Genomic DNA, 22,280 nt, shown 5'->3' on the forward strand with positions numbered 1-22,280 from the left:
TTCTCATGGCAATTGCTTTCGCTTTCTTCTAAACTAGAGAGTAGGAATATGCACTTGACGGGGAGAGACGATAACATGATTAAAGTGGATCGGCTGAAGAAAACGATGGGTCCTGAACGCACACCGGTGTTAAAGGATATCACTTTTCAGATGGAGCACGGGGAAATGATCGGTCTGATCGGTGCTAGCGGAAGCGGGAAAAGCTTGTTAATGAGCTGTCTATCCATGCAGCAAAAATGGGACGGCGGCAAATTAACGATTGATGGCGAAGATATGATGAATCCTGCGGGAAAACGGAGAATTCGCCGGGAATGGGCTTATCTTGAGCAGAACCCGTCCTTGAATGTTAATCGAACGGCACTTAAGAATGTATTGATCGGACAATCCAGCCAGACACCGCTGTGGCGAATGGTAACCGGGATGGTCCGATCTGATGATTATATGGGAGCTATGGATACGATTGAGCACCTTGGGTTGTTGGACAAGGCCAAACGCAAGGCCGGTGAGTTAAGCGGCGGAGAGAAGCAGCGGATAGCTATTGCCCGCGCACTTGTGCATGGTGCCAAGGTGATTTTGGCGGACGAGCCGGTCACGGGACTTGATCCAGCTTCGGCCGAGCATGTATTGAAGACACTTAAAACCTTGTGCGAGGAAGAACGTTTAACCGTATTTACCGTGATACCCTTGGAGCTGGCCGAGAAGTATTGCACCCGGATCATGGGTCTATCCGGCGGAGAGCTGGCCGTGGATGTGACCGGAAGACGTTTAACCCATGGCGAGAAGTCAAGACTGTAATTATCGATCACCAAAAACGCCAGGTGAATGAATAGAAATGAGTTGATACTTATTGAAATATAGAGTGATGCAAGCCCTTTTGGCAGGCTTGTTATTATTGATCATAAGCGGCTGTACGTTTATTCAGGAGGACCCGGTCTCCTTAATGAAGAAACCGGATTTGCCGACGGATAAAGCGACGTTGAATGGCGCCATCCAATCTGCGCTTCTGAAGAATAAGCTGGAAGGCTCCATTGTCCGGCCGCGAAGTGACGTGGATAGCAGTTCAATCCGTATTCATGACTTGGACAATGACGGAATTATGGAAGCTGTCGTCTTCTATCAGACGCCGGACGATGAAGTGAAAATCCATGGCATGATTATGCAGCAGCAAGGCGATACATGGGTGAAGAAGCTTGATTTCGACGGAGAAGGGACGGTATTGGAGTCTTTTGATTTCGTCGATTTTACGAATGACGGCAAGGTCGACATCGTAGCTGGCTTCTCCCGCGGAGACGAGAATCTTCAGAACCTGCTGGCCGTGTATTCATTCTCAGGGGATTCACTCGAAAAAATACCGGCTTTGCCATATTCGAACTTTAATATCGGAGATATGAACGGTGATAAGATCAACGATATTACGGTTGTCTATCTTCAGCAGAAGGAGCTCTCATATATCAGCACCTATCAATACGACAAATTCGAAGATGCCTTTGTCGAGCTGAACAAGCTGGATCTGGGACCCAATATCGAAAGTTATTACAATGTTGTCGCAGGGAAAGTGGCCAAGGACAAAGAAGGTATCATCTTGGACGCATCGGTTGTATCCAACTCCTCTTATTCCAAGCTCATCATTATGGAGGATAACGAGTTTATTGACGTCCTCCAGGATGAATTGCTTACCTATAAGGAACTGCCTGTTGAGAGCGAAGATGTGAATGATGACGGTATTCTAGAGTTTGGTGTTCTTACAAGACCAAGCGGCTGGGAAGATCGGCTTATCCTGGATGAGATCCCGTTCTTCACCACGTACTTCCAGTGGGACGGAGAAGTACGGGAGAGCAATGAAAAAGAAGGGCTTCAATTCGTACTCCAGCGGTACTACGATATGAATAATCGCTTCTATCTGGACTTTCCGCCCGACATGTACAATAAGATTACCATCACACCGGAATCCAACAAAAATGCTTATTTAAACTTTGTCATGACCGACACGGGAGAATCCGTTGCCGAGATTAAATTCTTTTCAAAGGCCCAGTGGGGAAAAGCCGAATCCGATTGGGAGATTTTGGTGAAGGAGAAAAACCGCGTCATTGCTTACCGAAGTCATGGCGATCTGAAACTGAGTAAAAAAGATAAAAAGCCAAGCAGTAATAATGTGGCTCCTATCGAAAGAAAGGGGAACTAGACCTTGAGTAAAGTGCTCATATTAGAAGATGAAGAATCTATCCGCAGTTTTATCGTCATTAATTTGAAACGAAACGGCTTTGAAGTCCTGGAGACTGGGGACGGCAATGAAGCCCTCCGCTTGCTGCAAACGACGCCAGATATCGATATCGCTTTGCTCGATGTCATGGTACCGGGGATTGACGGATTTGAAGTATGCCGCAGAATTCGGGAAACGAATGAGCGGATCGGCATTATTTTTCTGACGGCAAAAGTTCAGGAGCAGGATAAAGTGTATGCTCTCTCCGTCGGGGCCGATGACCACGTAAGCAAACCGTTTAGTCCAACGGAGTTAATCGCCAGACTGCAATCTCTGCTGCGGAGGGTGAATGTCCAGCGTGCGGGAACCGCCAAGGTATCGTTTCAATCAGGTCCGTTTACGCTGGATCTGATCTCCAAGCAGTTTAAGAAGAACGGGCAGCCGGTGGAGCTGACGCCAACAGAATTTTCGCTGGTGCAGTTTTTCCTGGAGAAAGAAAACACGCCGCTTAGTCGTGATGTGCTGCTCGATCATGTATGGGGCAAAGAATATATGGGTGACCCCAAAATCGTGGACGTGAACATTCGGAGATTACGCCAAAAAATCGAAGGCAATCCTTCCGAGCCGGAATACCTCCAGACGGTATGGGGACACGGCTATAAATGGAAGGGTCAGGGACAATGATCATCAAAAAAGGCATTCGGCGGCAAATCGTGCTGCACTACTTCCTGGTAGTGTTCATCGCCTTGCTGCTGATTGAGGTTATATTTCTAATCGCTTTACGATCGTATTATTACGATACGGTATACAATCATATTGTGAATCATATAAATACCGCCAACGCTTTTTATCAGCCCTTCCGATTGACGTCAACGGACAACGTCAACCAGCTGAGTGAGATGATTCGTCATTTTGAATTGTATACAACGGAGCTTCAAATTTTGAATCCGGGTGGTCAAGTTCTCTCCACATCCACCGGTTTCGAAATCGAGCAGACCATCAAGACCAGTGATGTCACCCAAGCGCTTGCAGGCAATACGGGCCATTGGATTGGTAAGCAGCAAGGTACGGGGCAGATCGTAATGGCTGTATCTCAAACCGTTTCGAACGGATTTGAGAAAACGTACATTCTTCGCTATGTGACTTCGCTTGAGTTCATTAACGACAAGCTAATGAAAATCACGCTGTTTGCCGTCAGCATCGGTGGGGCCGTGCTAGCGCTCGTGCTTGCCTTCAGCATCGGGCTGGCCAACTCCATCGTAAAGCCGCTCAACAACATTACCACGGTATCGGCGCAGATGGCCAAGGGCAGGTTTAACGTGAGAATCAAAGGCGATTATAAATACGAGCTTGGTGAGCTGTCGTCAACCCTGAACTACATGGCGCAGGAGATTGTACGAAGCAATCAGGTAAAGGATGATTTTGTTTCATCCATTTCGCATGAGCTGCGGACTCCGCTCACAAGCATTAAGGGCTGGAGTGAAACGCTCGACTCCGGTGGCTATGATCCGGAAGAAACGAAGATCGGGATGCAGATTATTTCTAAGGAAACCGATCGTTTGATCGGTCTTGTTGAAGAGTTGCTCGACTTCTCCAAGCTCCAGCAGAATGAGATGAAACTTGTGAAGGGTATCGTGAATTTACGGGAGCTTCTGCAAGAGATTATGCTCAATCTGTGGACAAAGGCCGAGAAGAGGGGCATCCAGATCAAACTGGAGTCCGACGAAAAACCGATTATCTATGGGGACGCCAATCGGTTGAAACAGGTGTTTCTGAACATTGTGGACAACGCGGTTAAATTCTCGCATGAGAACGGCGTGATCAACCTGTCCTTCGCTATGGAAGACAAGTTTGTGATCGTAACCGTGGAAGATCACGGTATTGGCATATCGGACGAACATCTCCGGCGGGTAAAGGATCGATTCTTCCAGGTTAATCCGCTTAACGGGGGAACGGGACTGGGCCTTGCGATTACGCAGCAGCTCATTGAGCTCCATGGAGGCACGATGGAGATGGAAAGCGAGCTCGGGCACGGAACGTCTGTTATTGTCAAGCTGCCGCTGCCTGAAGGGAAAATACCGATGGCCGGCGGATTAGAGAACGGTGAGGATGACGTAGCCGGACCGACCGTATAAGCTTTGCCGGGTTACCGGCAAAGCTTTTTCTTAAGATTAACTGTAAGCATAGGCTCCACTTTGTGGGGTAATGTGTATTGTATTCGGGTCTCGCAAAGTATTTGGCACAAGTTTCGAAGCATAGATAGACTCCACTTTGTGGGGCTGTTTAAAAGGGAGAGTGCAGAAGTGGGATACACAGCAGCAACGTTTTCTACGGAGCAAGGTCTGTTTGAATTAAAGGCGGCTGAAGCAGAACAGGCAGGGGAAATGCTGTCGCTTCTCAAGGAAGCGGCGGAGGTAATGGAGCAGCAAGGGCGCAAGCAGTGGAGTCCATCGCTCTTTTCCTTGGACTTGATGGAGCAGTACCTGGCGGAGCGTGAAGTGTTCATCCTATGGCATAGAGACATGGCCGTCGGCATGTTTACGTTACAGTATAGGGATCCAGCCTATTGGGGAAGTCGGGACGATCCGGCCTATGGTTATTTGCATCGGCTGACCGTACGCGCTTCCTATCGGGGACTGGAGCTGGGAACAAAGATGATTTCTTTCGCGGAATCGTATTTGTTATCCATGGGTAAACAGGGTTTCAGACTGGATTGCGTATCCCATCTGCCAACGCTGAATCAATTTTATCAGCGCCAAGGATTTCTGTTCGTGGCTAAGCAGGATATGGGTGGTCGCTTCGTGAATTTATATGAGAAGAGGTTTATGTAATAATTTTACCGTGTTACCAATCTATGTCGCATGCGCTTAAGACACAGTCAGCAGGGCACGATACATGAGAAAAAGCGATCCGTCACGGATCGCTTTTTTGTATAAAAGTCTGAAGGATTTATCTCAGAGCTAATATTCTGTTGAAGAAACTCGTTTAAGATGAAGAGACATTCGCCCGCAAGCGTCCTTTTTCGTATACATCCTGAAGCAGTCGGGACGGTTGGGTACGAATGGTTGGTTTCGGAAGCACCGTCTCGTAAGGTCCAACGACCACAACGTTGCCAGGGGCTCCTTTTACAATCGCTCCATCCTTGATGATCGCTCCCTCGCCAATAATAGCATGCTCGATATGGACACCTTTGCCGATTTTGGCATTCGGCATGACCACACTGTCCTTGACGATGGAGTATTTGCCGATCTCCGCACCGCAGAATATAACGGAGCTCTTGGCTTTTCCTTCGAAGGTGCATTGGTCATGAATCAAGCAGTCCGTGTGTTCCGCATTGCGTGTCCGCGCTGCCGAAAGTTTGGTCTTCCATGCACGGGTATACATGGGCCAATCGGATCTCTCCAGAACGAGCTCGTTTTGGCTAAGCACATCCATGTGGGCTTCCCAGAGGCTCTCTACGGTGCCCACATCGCGCCAGTAGCCCTGGAAGCGAAACGCAAGCAGCGACTCTTCTCCGGACAGCATCTTCGGGATGACATCCTTCCCGAAGTCATGGCTGGAGTTTGGATCAGCCGCATCCTCAATGAGGTGCTGCTTCAGATAATCCCAACGGAACAAATAAATGCCCATTGAGGCAAGGTTGCTTTGCGGTTCTGCCGGCTTTTCGGCAAATTGGGTGATATTGAGATTGTCATCAACGCTCATGACGCCAAACCGGCTGGCGTCTTCCCATGGCACTTCCATCACGGAGATCGTGGCAGGAGCCGCTTGTTTCATGTGAGCTTCAAGCATTTCGCGGTAATCCATCTGGTAAATATGGTCCCCGGATAGAATGAGGACGTGTTCGGGATTTTGATCATCGATGTATGGAATGTTTTTATAAATGGCGTCTGCTGTACCCAAGTATCCATCTTGGTGTGTACTGTTGGATGGAAGCAGAGCAATGCCTTCGCGTCCTGTATGTGTTAGTCCCCAGGGTTCACCTTCACCGATATGTTCGTGTAATGATTCTGCCTCATATTGTGTAAGTACTCCAACCGTATCGATTCCGGAGTTCACACAATTGCTGAGAGGAAAATCGATTATACGATAATGTCCGCCAAAAGGAACGGCGGGTTTTGCCAGCTTGGACGTAAGGGGAGCTAATCGTTTACCCTCTCCACCGGCCAGAAGCATAGCAATACAGTCTTTTCTCTTCATCACGTTTCCCTCCCAATGTATTTTCACGTTGTACATTACATAAACGACATTCCCGGGGTTTGAAACGATTATATTGAAAAAGTAAAATGAAAATTACAAAATTATTTTTCAGGGACATTTTTTATTTTCAACATGGTTAGAATGGGGTAATAGCACTAATAATATGGATTTTTAAGAAAAAGCGGGTGACGATGATTGAACCAAGCAGTTAGGGAAGGAAACATGACTCCGGAACAATTGTATTTATTTCATGAAGGAACCTGGTATCACAGTTACCAATGCATGGGAGCACACCGTGCAACTGAAGATGGAGAAGAAGGCGTGCGGTTTACGGTATGGGCTCCAAATGCAAGGCAGGTGGGTCTTGCCGGAGACTGGAACGGCTGGGACGGTTCCCAAGACACGTTATATAGGATACCCGATTCGGGAATTTGGAGTCGGTTTTTCCCTGGGATGCAGACTGGAACTTATTACAAATATCATATCACCGGACCGTATGGAGAAACGTTCTTGAAGGCCGATCCATACGCGTTTCAAGCCGAAGTTCGACCTGCAACGGCATCGGTTGTGACCGATCTCTCTGGATATCATTGGCAAGATGCTGCATGGAAAAGAAAGAACAAATCCCCTTACACCAAGCCGATGAACATATATGAAATGCATTTTGGAACCTGGCGGCAAAAGGCGGACGGCTCGTTCTATACATACCGCGAACTGGCGGGCCAACTGATTCCTTACTTGCTGGAGATGTGTTATACCCATGTGGAATTCATGCCCTTGGCTGAGCATCCGTATGACCTTTCATGGGGGTATCAGGGAACCGGATTCTTTGCGCTGACCAGCAGATACGGAAATCCCCATGATTTCATGTATCTTGTTGATCAGCTGCATCAAGCAGGTATCGGCGTGCTGCTCGACTGGGTGCCCGCACATTTTGCCAAGGATGCCCACGGGCTTCGGCTGTTTGACGGGGCGCCTCTTTATGAGTACGCAGATCCGCAAAAAGCAGAGAAACCGGGCTGGGGAACATTGTCTTTCGATTATGCCAAGCCAGAGGTGATTTCATTCCTCATCTCCAATGCCTTATTTTGGATGGATATGTATCATATTGATGGTCTTCGTGTTGACGCCGTGACAAGCATGATCCGGCTGGATTTTGAAAAGCGAGAAGGTCAGTACAGCCTTAATGCGCATGGTGGGGTGGAAAATCTTGAAGCGATATCCTTTCTGCAGGAATTGAATAAAGCCGTGTTTCGGTATTACCCGAATGCCTTGATGATGGCCGAGGAATCCAGCGCATGGGCAGGGGTTACCGCACCCGTGCACGAGGGAGGTCTCGGGTTTAATTACAAATGGAATATGGGCTGGATGAATGACACGCTGTCCTATGTGGAGCAAGAATTCGATCAGCGGCCTACCCATCATAATTTACTAACATTTCCCATTTGTTATGCCTATTCAGAGAATTTTACATTACCGCTGTCCCACGATGAAGTAGTTCATGGGAAGAAATCACTGCTTAATAAAATGCCGGGGAGTTATGAACAGAAGTTTGCGGGCCTCCGGATTTTGCTCGGATATCAGATCACCCAGCCCGGCAAGAAGCTGCTGTTTATGGGGGGCGAGTTCGGCCAGTTCATTGAATGGAAGGATCAGGAGCAGCTGGATTGGCTGCTGCTGGACTACGAAAGCCACCGGAAGCAGCTGGCTTATACGTCAGCGTTAAACCGCATGTATGTGGAGGAGAAGGCGCTGTGGGAGCAGGATCACAGGTGGGAAGGCTTTGAGTGGCTTAGCGCCGATGATCATGAGCAAAGTGTCCTATCGTACATGAGAGTGGGCGCAAAACCTGGTGATACACTGATCATCGTCATTAATTTTCAGCCCCGGGCATATGACCAATATCGGATCGGCTTACCGAGATCGGGGCAGTACGTGGAAATATTGAATTCCGATCACACCGATTATGGCGGCTCCGGACTGATCAATAACGAAGTCATGAAAGCGGAGAAAATGGTCTGGCATGGCCAAACATACAGCCTGGAGATCAAGCTGCCTCCGCTGAGTATGGTGGTATTAAAGAAAAAGCCGCGTTCCAGAAAGCCGCGGGCTCAAGAGGACGTTTCACTGAAGGTGGCAAAAGTAAAAGAAAAGACGGCACGAAAAACCAAGCGAAATCAAAGGGGGAAGCAGGATTGAAATTGTTATTTGCAGCCTCAGAGTGTGGACCGTACATCAAAACAGGCGGATTGGCGGATGTGATCGCTGCTTTGCCTAAATCCCTTCATGGCATGGGCGAGGATATTCGGGTGGTTCTGCCCAAATATCGGGGAATTCCTGAGGACTACCGGGAGCGCATGGCGCATGTAGGGGAAACCCGGGTTCGGGTAGGCTGGCGCGAGCAGTATTGCGGCATCGAGTCCCTGGTTGAGGACGGGGTCACGATCTATTTCATAGATAATGAATATTATTTTGGCCGCGACGGCATTTACGGCTACATGGACGATGGCGAACGCTTTTCGTTCTTCAACCGTGCCGTCCTTGAGCTATTGCCGGTTATCGACTTTCAGCCGGACGTGCTTCACTGCCATGATTGGCATACGGCCATGATTCCGCTTCTCCTTGAAGATGTCTACCGTCATGATCCCTACTATGCGGGAATCCGAACCGTATTTACAATCCACAATTTGTTGTATCAAGGTGTGTTTCCGTACGAGGTGCTGGTCGATCTGCTTGGAATCCACAGCCGCCATTTTACAGCGGAAGGCGTGGAATATTACGGAAACGTAAATTTCATGAAAGCGGGCATCGTCTATGCAGACCATGTAACGACGGTAAGCCCGACTTATGCCTCGGAGATTCAGACCGGTTATTACGGATACGGCCTCGATGGGCTTTTGTCAGCCCAAGGTTCGAGATTAAGCGGTATCGTGAATGGCATTGATACCAAGAGCTACAACCCGGCGACCGATCCGCACATCGCGATGAAGTACCGGAGCGGTCTGAATAAGAAAACGCAGAACAAAATTGCCTTGCAGGAAGAGTTGAATCTTCCCGTGGCACCGCATATTCCGTTGATGTCCATGGTGACGCGGCTGGTCGATTCGAAGGGACTCGATCTGGTCATTCGGATTCTGGATGAGCTGCTCTACTACGATGAGATTCAATTTGTTGTCCTGGGAACGGGGGACCCTTCTTATGAACATTGGTTCCGGGAAGCGGCGAATCGGTATCCCAATAAAATGTCGGCCCAGATTCGCTTTAATGAACCGTTATCTCGGCGCTTCTACGCTGGCAGCGACCTGTTCCTGATGCCTTCCAAATTTGAACCGTGCGGTATCAGCCAACTCATCGCCATGCGGTACGGCAGTGTGCCGATTGTCCGCGAAACAGGCGGACTGAATGATACAGTTCATGCATACAACGAATATACGTGGGAAGGGAACGGATTCTCCTTTAAGGATTACAATGCGCATGATATGATGAACACGATCCGGCGCGCGACCGCTATTTACCGCCAGCCTGAGCACTGGCGTAAAGTGAGCAAGAATGCGTTGGGCGGAGATTACAGCTGGAACGTTTCGGCCAAGGAATATCAGGAGATCTACCAGCAAATCACCAAATTTCATGCTTAAAAACGGCAACAAGACACAGGGGTGCAAAGGATAGCTGAATAACGCTGCTATCCTTGCACCCCTATGCTCGTTAAAGCCTGGTATGGATTTTACGGTGTCAGTGGTTTACATAAGATGGGTTTACGAATGTTTCAATTGTCGGCATAAAATTCGATACGAGTATGGTTCTAAATCGATATGCATCGTACCGTTTACCGGTTTTACGGGATCCTTCGTCTCGGCATCAATCCAATCGGTCGTGACAATAGGATGCGAGATGGTCCGCTTCGAGTCGCTGTTGTTCATCCAGACGATAAAATGCATGGTCTCGTCCGCACGCTCGTACACAATGCAAGGATCATGGAGATTCGCTTGCAGGAAGCGGAAGCGTCCCTGTCTCAGCGCCTTATGCTTTTTCCGAAGCGCGATCATCCCTTGATAAAACTTATAGAGCTCTTGATTTCGTTTCTTAGGATCCCATTCCATGCATTTGCGGCAGTCGGGATCTCCGTCCCCTGTCAATCCGATTTCGTCGCCATAAAAGATGCACGGCGTTCCCATGAATGTAAACAGAAATACAACCGTGAGTTTCATGCGCCGGATATCTCCACCCACACGGGTAAGCAGCCGCGGCGTATCGTGGCTGCACAGCAGATTAAAGACCACTTCGTTGGTCTGCTGCGGATATCGCATCAGGATCGAACCGATGCGGTTGGCAAACGTGAGCCCGTCCATGTTGCCATTGAAGAATTCCAGGACCTTATCGGCAAAAGGATAATTCATCACGGAATCAAACTGGTCACCCTGCAGCCAGATTAAGGAGTCCGACCACACCTCGCCCACGATATAAGCTTCAGGGTTGGCTTTCTTGACTACCTGTCTGAAATCCCGCCAAAAATGATGGTCAATTTCATTGGCAACGTCCAGACGCCAGCCGTCGAGATTGATTTCCTTGATCCAATATTCGGCTACACCCAGCAAATACGCCTTCACTTCAGGATTGGCGGTATTGAATTTCGGCATATTTCCGAAAAAGCCGAAGGTGTCATAGCTGGGAATGCCATCCTTGACCTCGCATGGAAACTGGTTCACATGAAACCATTCGGCATATCTGGATTTTTCCCCGTGCTTCAGCACGTCCTGAAAGGGAGGAAACTCCTCGCTGCAGTGATTGAATACCGCATCGAGAATCACTCGAATGCCTTTTGCGTGGCAAGAATCTACTACTTTTTTCAGCAACTCATTATCGCCAAAGTGCGGATCCACCTGTTTATAATCAACCGTGTCATATTTATGATTGGAGGGGGAGAGGAAAAGCGGAGTAAAATAAATGGCGTTTATACCCAGATCAACGAGATCATCCAGATGATCCAGCACGCCCTGCAGATCACCGCCGAAGAAATTATCCACCTCCGGCTTGCCGCCCCAGACCTCGGTTTCTTCAGGATTGGTGGCGGGGTTTCCGTTAGCAAAGCGTTCAGTCATAATTTGATAAAACACGGCTTCTTTGGCCCATTCCGGTACTTTGAATACATCGACCTCATGTATGTACGGAAATTCAAAGTAACCTGCAGGCGGATAAGGATAGTCCCATCCAATCCCGCTGTCCACCATATATACCGTCTCATCTCCGGCATGAATCCGAAAGCCGTAGGACAGTCTTTTGTATTTCGGCCTGACTCCGCATTCCCAGTAATCAAACATGTCATCCGAGGCGGCCTTTTCCATGGTGATCTCGAAGTACGTACGGTCCCAATCGTATTTGTCGCCGGTCATGGCAACAACAGAATCAATGTCGTTTTTCTTGGTTCGGATCCGAAGATGAATGGTTTTTGTATCATATGCATAAGCCCATTTATCTCTTGGAACATGATACAGTGCTTCTAACAGCATGGTTACACCTCCTATATGAGTAAAGCTATAGCTAATTAATAACCAACTGCTGGCTTGCATGAATCATGGAGTGAAAGAGACAGTCCGGGAACCGTTCATTTATCATGTGCCGGATTTCATACGCTATTATAAGATGGGAAGGGAACGGATAGATTATGCATCATTAAAAAGGAGTTTGCCCTAGATCCTCTTATCACCTAATGGGTAATGCTGAAGTCCTGTATTTACATTAATATGAAGGAAGAAATGTATGGCCCTCTACTGGCTATATGGGCAAAGTATTATCCACAAAATGGCTATCTACTGATTTTACCCCCTAATTTATTTGTTTAAATGATTAAAGGAATGAAGAGTTACATAATCCTATGTGTATGATGAATTGACCATTGTATTAAAATAATGAAACAAACGCAATTAGTAAGGCTTATATGAAGTATGATGATCATAAGAGCCGATGAATTTTCATTGCATATTCATGCATCCTGTTTTATAATGACTCAGTTGCATTTTTTCTATGATTGAATCTATACGTAACAGTTAGGGGAGAAACGAGACATATGAAACGTAAATTTACAGCGTGGATGACCCTGTTCATGGTGGTTGTGCTGTCTTTTGGCAGTATCGTCCATGCGGAGGGTGAGAAGAAAACGGTGATTCTCGGTACGAGTGCCGATTATGCACCTTATGAGTTCCATAAAACGATAGATGGCGTGGATACCATCGTCGGATTTGACATCGACATCGCGAAGGAAATCGCCAAGGATCTTGGCGCCGAGCTCATTATTAAGGACACCTCCTTTGATGCACTCTTGCCAGAGCTGACGAGCGGACGCGTGGATTTCGTCATATCGGGCATGAATCCGACGGAAGAACGCCGAAAAAGCATCGATTTTTCCGAGCCTTATTATGCAGCGGAACAATCGGTCGTCGTCCGTAAGGAAGATGCGCTAAAGTTCAACACGCTTGAAAGCCTGGAGGGAGCTCGGATCGGGGTTCAGAAAAGCTCCATTCAGGAGTCCATTGCAAAAACAATCCCGAAAGCCAATGTGATATCACTGGATAAAATCCCGGACCTGCTGCTGCAGCTGGAATCTGAACGCGTGGATGTTGTCCTCGCCGAGTATCCGATCGCAAAGACCAATATGAATGAAGCAACGATGGCGATCACGGACGCTAAACCGACGGCTGAGAACGACGCCTATGCCATCGGGGTTCGTAAAGGGAACGAAGAGCTGCTGAAGAGCATTAATGCTACACTTGAGCGCTTGAAGGAGAATGACCAGATCCAGAAATTTGTCGACGAGGCCAGTGACCTGGCTGCAGGTCGTAAGGCAGAGAATCTGAACACATTTGAATTCTTTTGGAAATATCGCGATTATTATGCCAAGGGCATCCAGTTTACGCTGCTTATTTCGGCACTTGGTGTATTCTTCGGATTCATTCTCGGTCTGATTATCGCTTTAATGCGGATGTCGGGTGTCAAAATCCTTAAGTTTTTGGCTACCGCTTATATCGAGATCATCCGCGGTACCCCGATGCTGGTGCAGTTGTTTATTATTCATTACAGTTTGGCGGCGTTCGATATTAAATTCTCACCGATACAGTCGGGTATTTTGACGCTTTCTATCAACAGTGCGGCATATCTGGCTGAAATATTCCGTGCCGGCATTCAAGGCGTGGACCGCGGTCAATTGGAGGCCGCACGTTCCCTCGGAATGACCAAGGGCAAAGCGATGCGCCACATTATATTGCCGCAGGCGTTAAAAGGCGTTTTGCCTGCCATCGGTAATGAGTTTGTTGTCATCATTAAGGAATCCTCCATCGTCTCCTTTATCGGTGTGGTGGATATTATGTATCAAGCCCAGATTTTGCGCGGCATGACCTTTGCGGCATTAAATCCGCTGCTTGTGGCTGCCCTGATCTACTTTATACTGACATTCGTTCTTTCGAAGCTTCTGGGTGTCTGGGAAAGGAAGTTGAGTGCAAGTGATAACCGTTAAGGATCTTCATAAATCATTTGGCAAGCTGGAAATATTGAAGGGTATTAACATCGAGATTGCAAAAGGAGAAGTGGTGGTTGTCATCGGACCGAGCGGCTCCGGAAAAAGCACCTTTTTACGCTGTCTCAATTTGCTTGAAGTGCCGACCAGCGGCGAAATTTCGTTCGAGGGTGAGCTGATCACCGCCAAGAATCACAATATCAATGCTACCCGCGAGAAAATGGGCATGGTGTTTCAGCAGTTTAACCTGTTTCCTCACAAGAAGGTCATCGAGAATATTACGCTTGCTCCTATTCAGGTGAAGGGGGTCTCGGCGAAGGAAGCCGAGGCTACTGCAGACGAGCTGCTGAAGTCGGTGGGGCTGCAGGATAAGAAGGAGTCTTATCCTTCCCAGCTGTCCGGTGGACAGAAGCAGAGAATCGCCATAGCGCGAGCACTCGCGATGCAGCCGCATGTCATGCTGTTTGACGAACCAACCTCCGCACTGGACCCGGAGATGGTGGGTGAGGTATTGGAGGTAATGAAGAAGCTTGCCGATGGCGGGATGACGATGGTCATCGTCACCCATGAGATGGGCTTCGCCCGGGAAGTGGGAGATCGGATCCTGTTCATGGATGGCGGTAAAATCGTAGAGGAAGGTACGCCGGACCAGCTGTTTGGCAATCCGACCCATCCTCGTACGAAAGAGTTTTTAAGTAAGGTTTTGTAACTTTTATATCTACATTGCATCAGACGAAAACAGCGCTATACCTGATTGTTTCAGGAATTATCGCTGTTTTTGTTTGCGTATTGGTAACAATTGCTTGCAGTATAGGTTACAAAATTGTGATATATTCATGTTCGTTGACATACTACATCCGATTTACCAAGTTACATATAAGGAGGCATCTTTAGATGTTACAACAAATGAAAGCATGGACTAAACATCGTGGACTCAACCATAAGATCGCTGGAAAAACAGCAAAATGGTTTACCATTACAGCCGTTGCGCTAGGCATGACTTTTGCCGGAGGCGGCTTGCAAGCCCATGCAAGCTCCGTACACGTAGCGAAGAACGGCGATACCTTCTATTATTTGTCCAAACAGTACGGCGTTAATATGGACAAGCTGATGAAAGCCAATCCGAAAATTAAAGCAACGAATATATACTCTGGTCTGAAAATCACCATTCCCGGCTCGGTATCGATGAACTCGACAGCGTCTGCTGCACCCATCGCTCCAGGCGCTTCCGGGTTTACGCCTAGCTTGAGCGTTTCCCCTGAGAAGAATGTAGTGGAAGCATGGGGCAAGACATTTAATTACAGCAAAACATTGTCCGTCAAAGCAACCGCATATTCTGCTGCTGCAAGCGAGAACGGCAAATGGGGCGCTGTTGATTACTTCGGAAATTCCCTTGAGCTTGGTACGATTGCTGTCGACCCAAAAATCATTCCGCTCGGCACCAAGGTGCTTGTTACAGGGCATGAGCATCCAGGTCTGCCGAAAAAGGCATTTGTGGCAGAAGCACGTGATATCGGCGGGGCTATTAAAGGGAATAAGATTGATATCTTCATCCCGGGTTCCCAATCGTCCGTGAAGCAATTCGGCATCCAGGATATCAAATTGTTCATTATCGAATAATTCAATCCATCATCATCGAAAAACAATTTTAATATGGTAGACGGCTAGTCTGGAATAATGCTCCAGTCAGCCGTCTTTTTATGTTATGGGGATCTATCTCGACTCTGACACGCCTAACATCTCCGGCAGTGTCACGAAGCTATATCCCTTTCTCCGCAGTTCGGTAATAATATCCGGGAGCGCTTCAATCGTTCCGGTTAGGTCCGATCCCACGCCACCTCCGGCATGCTGGAGTACGATCGAGCCTGGTCCGACAGCTGACAGAATGTTGCTCTTAACCTCTTCCTTAGGCAGACCTTTCCAATCGAGCGAGTCAACATTCCAATTCACGACTTTGTACCCGTTTTTGCGTGCCCACTGTAGCTGCTCTTCATTTATATCGCCGTAAGGTGGACGGATTAGCCGCGGATCCACACCGGTTAGTGACTTCAAGATCGTGTTGGTACGTTCGATTTGGCCTTTAAATTTGTCCAGGCTCAACTTGTTCAGCTGCGCATGATTATAGGAGTGATTGCCAATGGCGTGACCTTCATCATGGATTCGTTTTGCGAGATCGGGGTGTTTTTTGGCCCGTTCCCCCACTGCAAAGAATGTGGCTTTTACTTGATACTCTTTAAGGACGTCCAGAACTTTGCCGGTAAATCGGGGATCCGGAACATCATCAAAGGTCAAAGCGATCTGTTTGACCCGGGGTCCGCTAGAGCGAAAGGTATCCGGGTATTTTCTCAGCAATTGACTTAAAGACGGCGCATCGTCTGAAATTTGGTTCTTGCTTTGATTGGCATGCTGACTGGACTCCGACATGACGGAAGTTTCCTGGGGGTGAAGTGACAAACGATGTACATCGGATGCGTTTGCCGGAATGTCCGGCCCTATTAAAAAGAGTAACATGATCCACAACAGGCAGCTTCCTGCGCGGTATCGTTTGAACATCACGATCGGCCCCTTTAGCTTTTTAATATGGTATGCCCAGTTGATTGGGTGATTATCCTCAATATGGGAATGCGATGATTTTTAGTTTTCCCTTAGAAAGGTGTATAATAACCGGTATCAGATTTTATTACATCTTGATCATTTGGATATGGAAGGAGATAATCGCTTGGCAGACTTGTTTACACCTTACAATTTCAAGAATTTGACCCTCAAGAACCGCATTGTTATGCCACCGATGTGTCAATATTCCGTTCAAGCCGAGGACGGGATTCCGAATGATTGGCATTTTGTTCATTACGTCAGCCGTGCCGTAGGAGGTACTGGCTTAATTATTGTGGAAATGACAGGCGTCCATCCGGATGGACGGATCACGAATCAGGATACGGGGATATGGGACGACAACCAGATTCCGGCCTATCGCCGTATTGTGGAGAGCGTGCATTCTTATGGAACCAAGATTGGTATCCAGCTTGGGCATGCCGGAAGAAAAGCGCAGGATGCAGAGCCGTCGGTGGCCCCTTCTTCGATTCCGTTCAGCTCCCATTACAAAATGCCCAAGGTGCTGTCCGGGGCCGAAGTGGAAGAGCTCATTCAAGCCTTTAGGGAAGGCGCTCGTCGAGCTGTTGAAGCCGGGTTCGATACCGTTGAGATTCATGGCGCCCATGGCTATCTCATTCATCAGTTTCATTCGCCGCTCACGAATCAGCGCAGTGACGAATATGGTCAAGATCTTCCGCTATTCGGCGAGCGGGTTGTTCAAGCGGTTAAAGAAGTGCTGCCTGAAGGCATGCCGATCATTATGAGGGTATCTGCGAAAGAATACGTGGACGGAGGCTACGATGTGCAGTACTGCGCGGAAGTCTGCACACGTTACCGGGATGCCGGCGTCGATATTTTTCATATCTCCTCGGGGGGAGAAGGCCAGGTCGGCGCAAATGGCGGCCCGGAAGCGAAGCCCGGTTACCAGGTGGATCTGGCAGCAGAGTTCAAGCAGCTGTTAAAGGTGCCTGTGATTGCGGTAGGAATGCTGGATGATTACCATGCCGCGCAAGAGGTGATTTTGTCAGGCAAAGCGGATCTGGTGGCGATCGGCCGGGGGATGCTCCGGGATCCCTACTGGGCGGTTCACGCCGCCAAGGCGCTTGATGGAGGTCAGAAAGTTCCCAAGCAGTATGAACGAGGATATTAAATAAAAAATATTTTGAAACGTTTTGGATCATGGAACGTAAACATTAATCATATACCAGTATTTTAAAGTGAAAGCGAGAGGAAGAGAACGATGTCCATATTTAAAAGATTGCGCGATTTGACCATGTCCAATATTAACGCCATTATCGACAAGGCGGAAGACCCGATTAAAATGACGGATCAGTACATTCGGGATATGACGGAAGATCTTGAGGATGCCGAGAAAGCAGTAGCTTCGCAAATTGCCATCGAGAAACGCTTTAAAGCACTTTATGAAGAGCAAGCTGCACTTGTTGAAAAACGGACGCAGCAGGCTCATACGGCAGCACAAGCTCAAAACGTTGATCTTGCCCGCCGCGCGCTGGAAGAGAAGAAGGCCGCCGAGGCCAAGCGTGATGAGTACAAAGCAAGCTACGATCAGAACAAACTGGCAGCTGACAATCTGCGCGGCAAGCTGGAAGAAATGCGTAAGCAGCTTACCGCGATGAAGAACAAGCGCGAAACTTTGGTCGCCCGTTATAATGCGGCTAAAGCGCAAACCGAGATCAACAAAGCGATGAACGGGTTTGGTTCCGACACAGCATCGGCTGGATTGAAACGTATGGAAGAGAAGATGCTCGCTATGGAAGCACGTGCGGAAGCAAGCAATGAAATGTCGGCAAAAGAGAAATCCCTTGATGAAGAGTTTGAGAACCTTGGCAAGGACAAAGTCGTTGAGGATGAGCTTGCAGCCTTGATGAAGCAATACGAGAACAAGTAAAAACGGATTCAGTGGTCTAACAGGTAATATAGTTTAGGGGGCGAGGGAGAAACAGCAGGGCTGAATACAGCTGTGCTTCTCCTTCGCTTTTGTTTGATTGATCGTAGATATACATGGAGCACATCCCCTTTATGAACGTCTGTCTTCGATTGAAGCAGTTCGAGCTCAAGGAGTTTGTTTGTATGTTGAATGTGGAGGCTTAGAGATGGATTTTGATATGATCTTGCGTGTATTGCTTTGGACAGCTGTCGGTGGGCTGCTGTTGTTTGTTTTGATGTTTGTGGATTCCCTGTTCACGAAATATAACGATCTTGAAGAAGTGAAAGCGGGTAATATGGCGGTAACCACAAGACTGATACTGAAGCTGTTCGCACAAGGGTATATTTTATCCGTGTCGATCGGAACGTCATATCATCTGCTTGAGGCCATTGTGGTATCGATCATTTCATTTATCATATTGCTGGTTCTCGAATCGTTAACAGAGCTCATGCTTCGTAACTTCGGCAAGCTGAACCTTGACAAAGGGACTCGCGAAGGAAAGACGGGATACGGTTTGTTTGCAGGTTCGCTGCATGTGGTTGGGGCGTTAATTATTACCGCTTGCCTATAGAACGCATAATGGAGATAGGGGACAGGAAAGATGAGTATGTGGAAAAGAATCAGCAATTTATTTAGTAAGCCGGAGCCGCCCAAGGTAGAGAAAAGCATGCTGCAGCTGGCTCCTGGCGATATTTGCGAAGTGTCTCTGGTCACTTATGAAGTCACGGGTCGCGTGCACAATCGCGGTCGTAATGCGGTCGTCTTGACGCTGCAGGATGGCAGCACCATTGCTTACCTTCATATCGAAGAACGCGAGACGGTACAGTACGCGTTATACGCTCCGATCGATGGACGGCTGGATTCTCCCGATGAGGTACCATCCATCATCGATCTGGACGATCATGTATTTCATCTGGAAGAGGAATATGGGGGGCATGTTTCGATTACCGGTCGTACCGCGTTTACGCAAAGCGGGGAGCAGCACGTATGGCAATACCAATCGGATGATTACAAGCTGCTGCGGATTGAATGGCAGAACGGGCGGTTTATGTTGTATGAAGGCGAGAAAGTGATACCGGGGGACGTTCGAGTTATCCGGGCGACTTAGGAGTGGTGGCATGAAGGAACGCTCTTTTATATCTATAAAAATCATATTGGTGCTGAGTTTGTTCGTATCATTATTGAGTGGATGCGGAGCGCCGAATATCAAGGATACCTATCCGCTGGAATCCGTCAATCGAGACGGAAACGCAACGTCCTATGTGTACCGGGCAGCTGATAAAAGCGTTCCGGATGTCGCAGGCGAGCTCATCGCGGCGAACACGCCGGATCAATCGTCTCCTGAGGATACCGAGCGGATGTTTCTGGTATATGGGGATGAGTATTACCATTTGCAGCAGGATCCCCAGAAGCCGACCGATACGCTGATCGAAATCGACTCCAAGGAGTATGTTCAGCGCAATTATGATTCAAGTTTCCTGCAAGGGTACTTAACGGCCGTTCTGATCGGGAATTTATTCGATTCGATGGGCGGCGGGGGTTACCGGGGGTATACAAGTAAAGATGTGTATAAACCGGCACAAGGTAACTATAAGAAGCCAACAAGCCAGGATAAGAAGATCGCTCCGCCGCTGACGGTGGACCGGAGCGGGAAGATTACCCGGCGTGGCCAGGATTCTGCCGGTACGGGCGGAAGCCTGTTCAGACGAAATCCGGATACAGGCGGAGACCGCGGCACGATCAAGCGCGGCGAAAGCGGCGGAGGTTTGTTCGATTCGCCGAAGAAATCGTACAAGAAGCCGAAGACCCGAGTCGGATCTGGCAGGATCTCCCGAAGGGGACGAAGGTAAAGCCAAGAGTTCAAGCGCATGGTCAAGTGACCATGCGCTTTTTTGTCTGGTGACCCATACACACTCGGTTGTTGTGATCCTCCTACAAAACGGCGAATGGATGAGACCGGAAGCTCGGTTTGAAGATTGCGCAGAATGTAGTACAGTAAGAATGTCAGTTTTTTCTTTGAGTCAGAAAGCGAGGAATGCGTAGTGAAGGATAATCATTCGATATTGCCTAAGAAACACAATCATAAATTTGATCGGCGTGCATTGCAGGTAAGGGACGCGCAAAGGCTAGCCGTTTCTAATGCGGAGCTTGGTCAGGAGGAGCTTATTCGGCTGCAGGACAGCGATGGACGTGTGCTTGCTTCCGATGTGATCGCACCCCACCCGTTTCCGGCTTTTGCGCGTTCGGGCATGGACGGTTATGCCGTTCGATCAGCGGATTTAGCCGCATGCGATTTAGGGGAACAGGTGTGGCTAGAGGTTGTCGACCAGATCCCGTGCGGATATGTGTCTTCCATTTCAATCGAGCAAGGCAAGGCTTCCCGCATCATGACGGGCGCTCAGGTGCCTGAAGGGGCAGACGCTGTCGTTATGCTTGAAGCGACGGAGCTTCGAACAGAGGATGGCCTTACCCATGTAGGCTTCAAGCGGTCCATCGAGACGGGGAAGAATATTACTCCCCTCGGATTCGAGCTTCAGGAAGGTGATTTGATCCTCCGCAGAGGAACACTCATCGGACCTGGAGAAATTTCGGTTCTGGCCACCTTTGGCATACACCAGGTTGAAGTGTATCGTCAACCGGTGGTAGGAATATTCTCGACGGGCAGCGAACTATTGGACATCACCGAGCCGCTTGAACCTGGTAAAATTCGCAACAGCAATACTTATATGCTCGCATCGCAAATTCGGGAAGCCGGTGGTGTCCCGGTGATTATGGAGGCGATCCCGGATGATATCGAGCTCGCCCGCCAAAAGGTGGAAGAAGCGCTCCAGGTGTATGACATCGTGGTGACGACAGGCGGCGTATCTGTAGGCGACTACGATATTATGGGGGAGCTGGTGACATCCGGAGGTCTGGACATGCTGTTTAATAAAGTCACAATGCGGCCCGGAAGTGTTACAACCGCGGCTGTGAAGGAGGGCAAGCTGCTCTTTGCGTTATCGGGTAATCCGGGGGCCTGTTATGTGGGATTTCTGTTGTTTGTCCGACCTGCGATCCGAAAGATGCTTGGCATGGAGCAGTTGTTTTTAACCGAATGGACGGCAGAGTTGGGTTCGGATTATTCGAAAGTGAACAACTTTACCCGTTTCGTCCGGGGGAGCCTGGAGGTGTCAAACGGCAAGCTTGTAGCGACACCTGCTTCCCTTGATGAGTCAAGTGTCATGATCACGATTAAAGACAGTGACTGTTTAATCGTGATTCCGCCAGAGCTTCGTGGTGCCGTTAAAGGCCAAACCGTACAAGTTCTCGTTCTGCCGGGGGCCTGGACATGAAGGTTTTCCAGATATGCGGTTATAAAAACAGCGGCAAAACCACATTGATTGCCAGCTTGATCCCACAGTTGAAACGGCATGGCATTCGGTCAGCCGTCATCAAGCATGACGGGCACGGATTCGAAATGGACCATGAAGGGACGGACACGTACAAATTCCGAGAGGCGGGAGCGGAGGGGATCGCCATCGCTTCACCGGGGCGTACGGCGATGCTGATGGGAACGGAGCTGGAACTTGCGTCGTTGATCCATTTGTACAGTGATTTTGATCTGGTGCTTGTCGAAGGCTATAAGATGCAGCCTTATCCAAAGCTCGTATTGCTGCGGGGAACAGAGGACATGGGGCTGCTGGATCAAGTTAAGGAGACCCGGGGTATCGTCGTGCGTCCTGAAATGCTAAAGGAACCGTCAGCCCTGCATGAGATGCAGCAGCGGCTAGCGGTTCCCCTATTTACATGGAATGACACGGAGCGGATCACGTCGCTGCTGCTGTCATGATGAA

General features: G+C 48.7%; 20 protein-coding genes. 17 read left to right on the plus strand and 3 right to left on the minus strand.

Translation table 11 applies throughout. From position 1 onward, the window contains the following. Positions 1 to 75: 75 nt before the first annotated feature. The 5 genes from MKX98_RS12790 to MKX98_RS12810 all read left to right on the plus strand — a co-directional run bounded on the left by MKX98_RS12790 (position 76) and on the right by MKX98_RS12810 (position 5,031). A complete protein-coding gene (locus MKX98_RS12790; RefSeq protein ID WP_100536497.1) occupies positions 76 to 795 on the plus strand; it encodes an ATP-binding cassette domain-containing protein in 720 nt (239 codons plus the stop codon). Between the two features lie 67 nt (positions 796 to 862). Then, entirely contained in the window at positions 863 to 2,182 is a 1,320-nt protein-coding gene (locus tag MKX98_RS12795; RefSeq protein ID WP_339224422.1) for a hypothetical protein, read from the plus strand. A gap of 3 nt (positions 2,183 to 2,185) precedes the next feature. Further along, positions 2,186 to 2,884 (plus strand): response regulator transcription factor, encoded by a 699-nt coding sequence (locus MKX98_RS12800; protein ID WP_216531110.1) that lies wholly within the window; start codon positions 2,186 to 2,188, stop codon positions 2,882 to 2,884. Beyond that, the gene (locus tag MKX98_RS12805) at positions 2,881 to 4,335 is read left to right on the plus strand and encodes a HAMP domain-containing sensor histidine kinase (RefSeq protein WP_220685736.1); all 1,455 of its coding nucleotides are present in this window, start codon (positions 2,881 to 2,883) and stop codon (positions 4,333 to 4,335) included. Before MKX98_RS12800 ends, MKX98_RS12805 begins: the two co-directional genes overlap by 4 nt. Positions 4,336 to 4,503: 168 nt before the next feature. Then, on the plus strand, positions 4,504 to 5,031 hold the full coding sequence (locus tag MKX98_RS12810; protein ID WP_339223261.1) for a GNAT family N-acetyltransferase: 528 nt from the start codon (positions 4,504 to 4,506) through the stop codon (positions 5,029 to 5,031). A gap of 154 nt (positions 5,032 to 5,185) precedes the next feature. Here the strand turns inward: MKX98_RS12810 and MKX98_RS12815 are convergent, their stop codons facing one another. Further along, a complete protein-coding gene (locus MKX98_RS12815; protein WP_194542087.1) occupies positions 5,186 to 6,400 on the minus strand; it encodes a glucose-1-phosphate adenylyltransferase in 1,215 nt (404 codons plus the stop codon). Between the two features lie 222 nt (positions 6,401 to 6,622). Here MKX98_RS12815 and glgB point away from each other — a divergent pair, with 222 nt between their 5' ends. Both glgB and glgA read left to right on the plus strand, forming a co-directional pair. Beyond that, complete coding sequence (gene glgB / locus MKX98_RS12820; RefSeq protein ID WP_339223263.1) at positions 6,623 to 8,599, plus strand: 1,4-alpha-glucan branching protein GlgB; 1,977 nt, start codon at positions 6,623 to 6,625, stop codon at positions 8,597 to 8,599. Continuing rightward, complete coding sequence (gene glgA, locus MKX98_RS12825; RefSeq protein ID WP_339223265.1) at positions 8,596 to 10,035, plus strand: glycogen synthase GlgA; 1,440 nt, start codon at positions 8,596 to 8,598, stop codon at positions 10,033 to 10,035. Before glgB ends, glgA begins: the two co-directional genes overlap by 4 nt. A 120-nt stretch (positions 10,036 to 10,155) precedes the next feature. On the opposite strand, the gene MKX98_RS12830 is transcribed toward glgA, so the two are convergent. Then, positions 10,156 to 11,907: an alpha-glycosidase gene (locus tag MKX98_RS12830; protein ID WP_339223267.1), complete on the minus strand. Its 1,752-nt coding sequence runs from the start codon at positions 11,905 to 11,907 to the stop codon at positions 10,156 to 10,158. A 557-nt stretch (positions 11,908 to 12,464) separates the two neighbouring features. On the opposite strand from MKX98_RS12830, the gene MKX98_RS12835 reads away from it, so the two are divergent. The 3 genes from MKX98_RS12835 (at position 12,465) to MKX98_RS12845 (ending at position 15,527) form a co-directional block, all read left to right on the plus strand. Beyond that, positions 12,465 to 13,907, plus strand: a complete 1,443-nt coding sequence (locus MKX98_RS12835) for an ABC transporter substrate-binding protein/permease (RefSeq protein WP_194542091.1) — start codon at positions 12,465 to 12,467, stop codon at positions 13,905 to 13,907. Next, positions 13,894 to 14,616 carry an amino acid ABC transporter ATP-binding protein gene (locus tag MKX98_RS12840; protein ID WP_194542092.1) on the plus strand — a complete coding sequence of 241 codons (723 nt, stop codon included), beginning with the start codon at positions 13,894 to 13,896 and terminating at the stop codon, positions 14,614 to 14,616. The genes MKX98_RS12835 and MKX98_RS12840 overlap by 14 nt, the downstream gene beginning before the upstream one ends. Before the next feature lie 185 nt (positions 14,617 to 14,801). Further along, positions 14,802 to 15,527, plus strand: a complete 726-nt coding sequence (locus MKX98_RS12845; protein ID WP_220685732.1) for a 3D domain-containing protein — start codon at positions 14,802 to 14,804, stop codon at positions 15,525 to 15,527. Positions 15,528 to 15,620: 93 nt separating this feature from the next. Here MKX98_RS12845 and MKX98_RS12850 read toward each other — a convergent pair whose 3' ends face one another. Further along, positions 15,621 to 16,460 (minus strand): polysaccharide deacetylase family protein, encoded by an 840-nt coding sequence (locus MKX98_RS12850; RefSeq protein WP_339223270.1) that lies wholly within the window; start codon positions 16,458 to 16,460, stop codon positions 15,621 to 15,623. Positions 16,461 to 16,626: 166 nt separating this feature from the next. Here MKX98_RS12850 and MKX98_RS12855 point away from each other — a divergent pair, with 166 nt between their 5' ends. The 7 genes from MKX98_RS12855 to mobB all read left to right on the plus strand — a co-directional run bounded on the left by MKX98_RS12855 (position 16,627) and on the right by mobB (position 22,276). Next, positions 16,627 to 17,649, plus strand: a complete 1,023-nt coding sequence (locus MKX98_RS12855) for an NADH:flavin oxidoreductase/NADH oxidase (RefSeq protein WP_339223272.1) — start codon at positions 16,627 to 16,629, stop codon at positions 17,647 to 17,649. Positions 17,650 to 17,739: 90 nt separating this feature from the next. After that, positions 17,740 to 18,408, plus strand: a complete 669-nt coding sequence (locus tag MKX98_RS12860) for a PspA/IM30 family protein (RefSeq protein ID WP_071218178.1) — start codon at positions 17,740 to 17,742, stop codon at positions 18,406 to 18,408. A gap of 205 nt (positions 18,409 to 18,613) precedes the next feature. Then, the gene (locus tag MKX98_RS12865; RefSeq protein ID WP_071218177.1) at positions 18,614 to 19,018 is read left to right on the plus strand and encodes a DUF350 domain-containing protein; all 405 of its coding nucleotides are present in this window, start codon (positions 18,614 to 18,616) and stop codon (positions 19,016 to 19,018) included. 30 nt (positions 19,019 to 19,048) lie between these two features. Next, the gene (locus tag MKX98_RS12870; RefSeq protein WP_076321199.1) at positions 19,049 to 19,555 is read left to right on the plus strand and encodes a DUF4178 domain-containing protein; all 507 of its coding nucleotides are present in this window, start codon (positions 19,049 to 19,051) and stop codon (positions 19,553 to 19,555) included. Positions 19,556 to 19,565: 10 nt separating this feature from the next. Beyond that, complete coding sequence (locus MKX98_RS12875) at positions 19,566 to 20,297, plus strand: DUF4247 domain-containing protein (RefSeq protein WP_339223277.1); 732 nt, start codon at positions 19,566 to 19,568, stop codon at positions 20,295 to 20,297. Between the two features lie 192 nt (positions 20,298 to 20,489). Continuing rightward, positions 20,490 to 21,779: a gephyrin-like molybdotransferase Glp gene (gene glp / locus MKX98_RS12880; protein ID WP_194542097.1), complete on the plus strand. Its 1,290-nt coding sequence runs from the start codon at positions 20,490 to 20,492 to the stop codon at positions 21,777 to 21,779. Next, positions 21,776 to 22,276 (plus strand): molybdopterin-guanine dinucleotide biosynthesis protein B, encoded by a 501-nt coding sequence (gene mobB, locus MKX98_RS12885; protein WP_339223279.1) that lies wholly within the window; start codon positions 21,776 to 21,778, stop codon positions 22,274 to 22,276. Before glp ends, mobB begins: the two co-directional genes overlap by 4 nt. Positions 22,277 to 22,280 lie beyond the last annotated feature (4 nt).

The organism is Paenibacillus sp. FSL W7-1332, from assembly GCF_037969785.1.
Taxonomy (GTDB): Bacteria; Bacillota; Bacilli; order Paenibacillales; family Paenibacillaceae; genus Paenibacillus_AQ.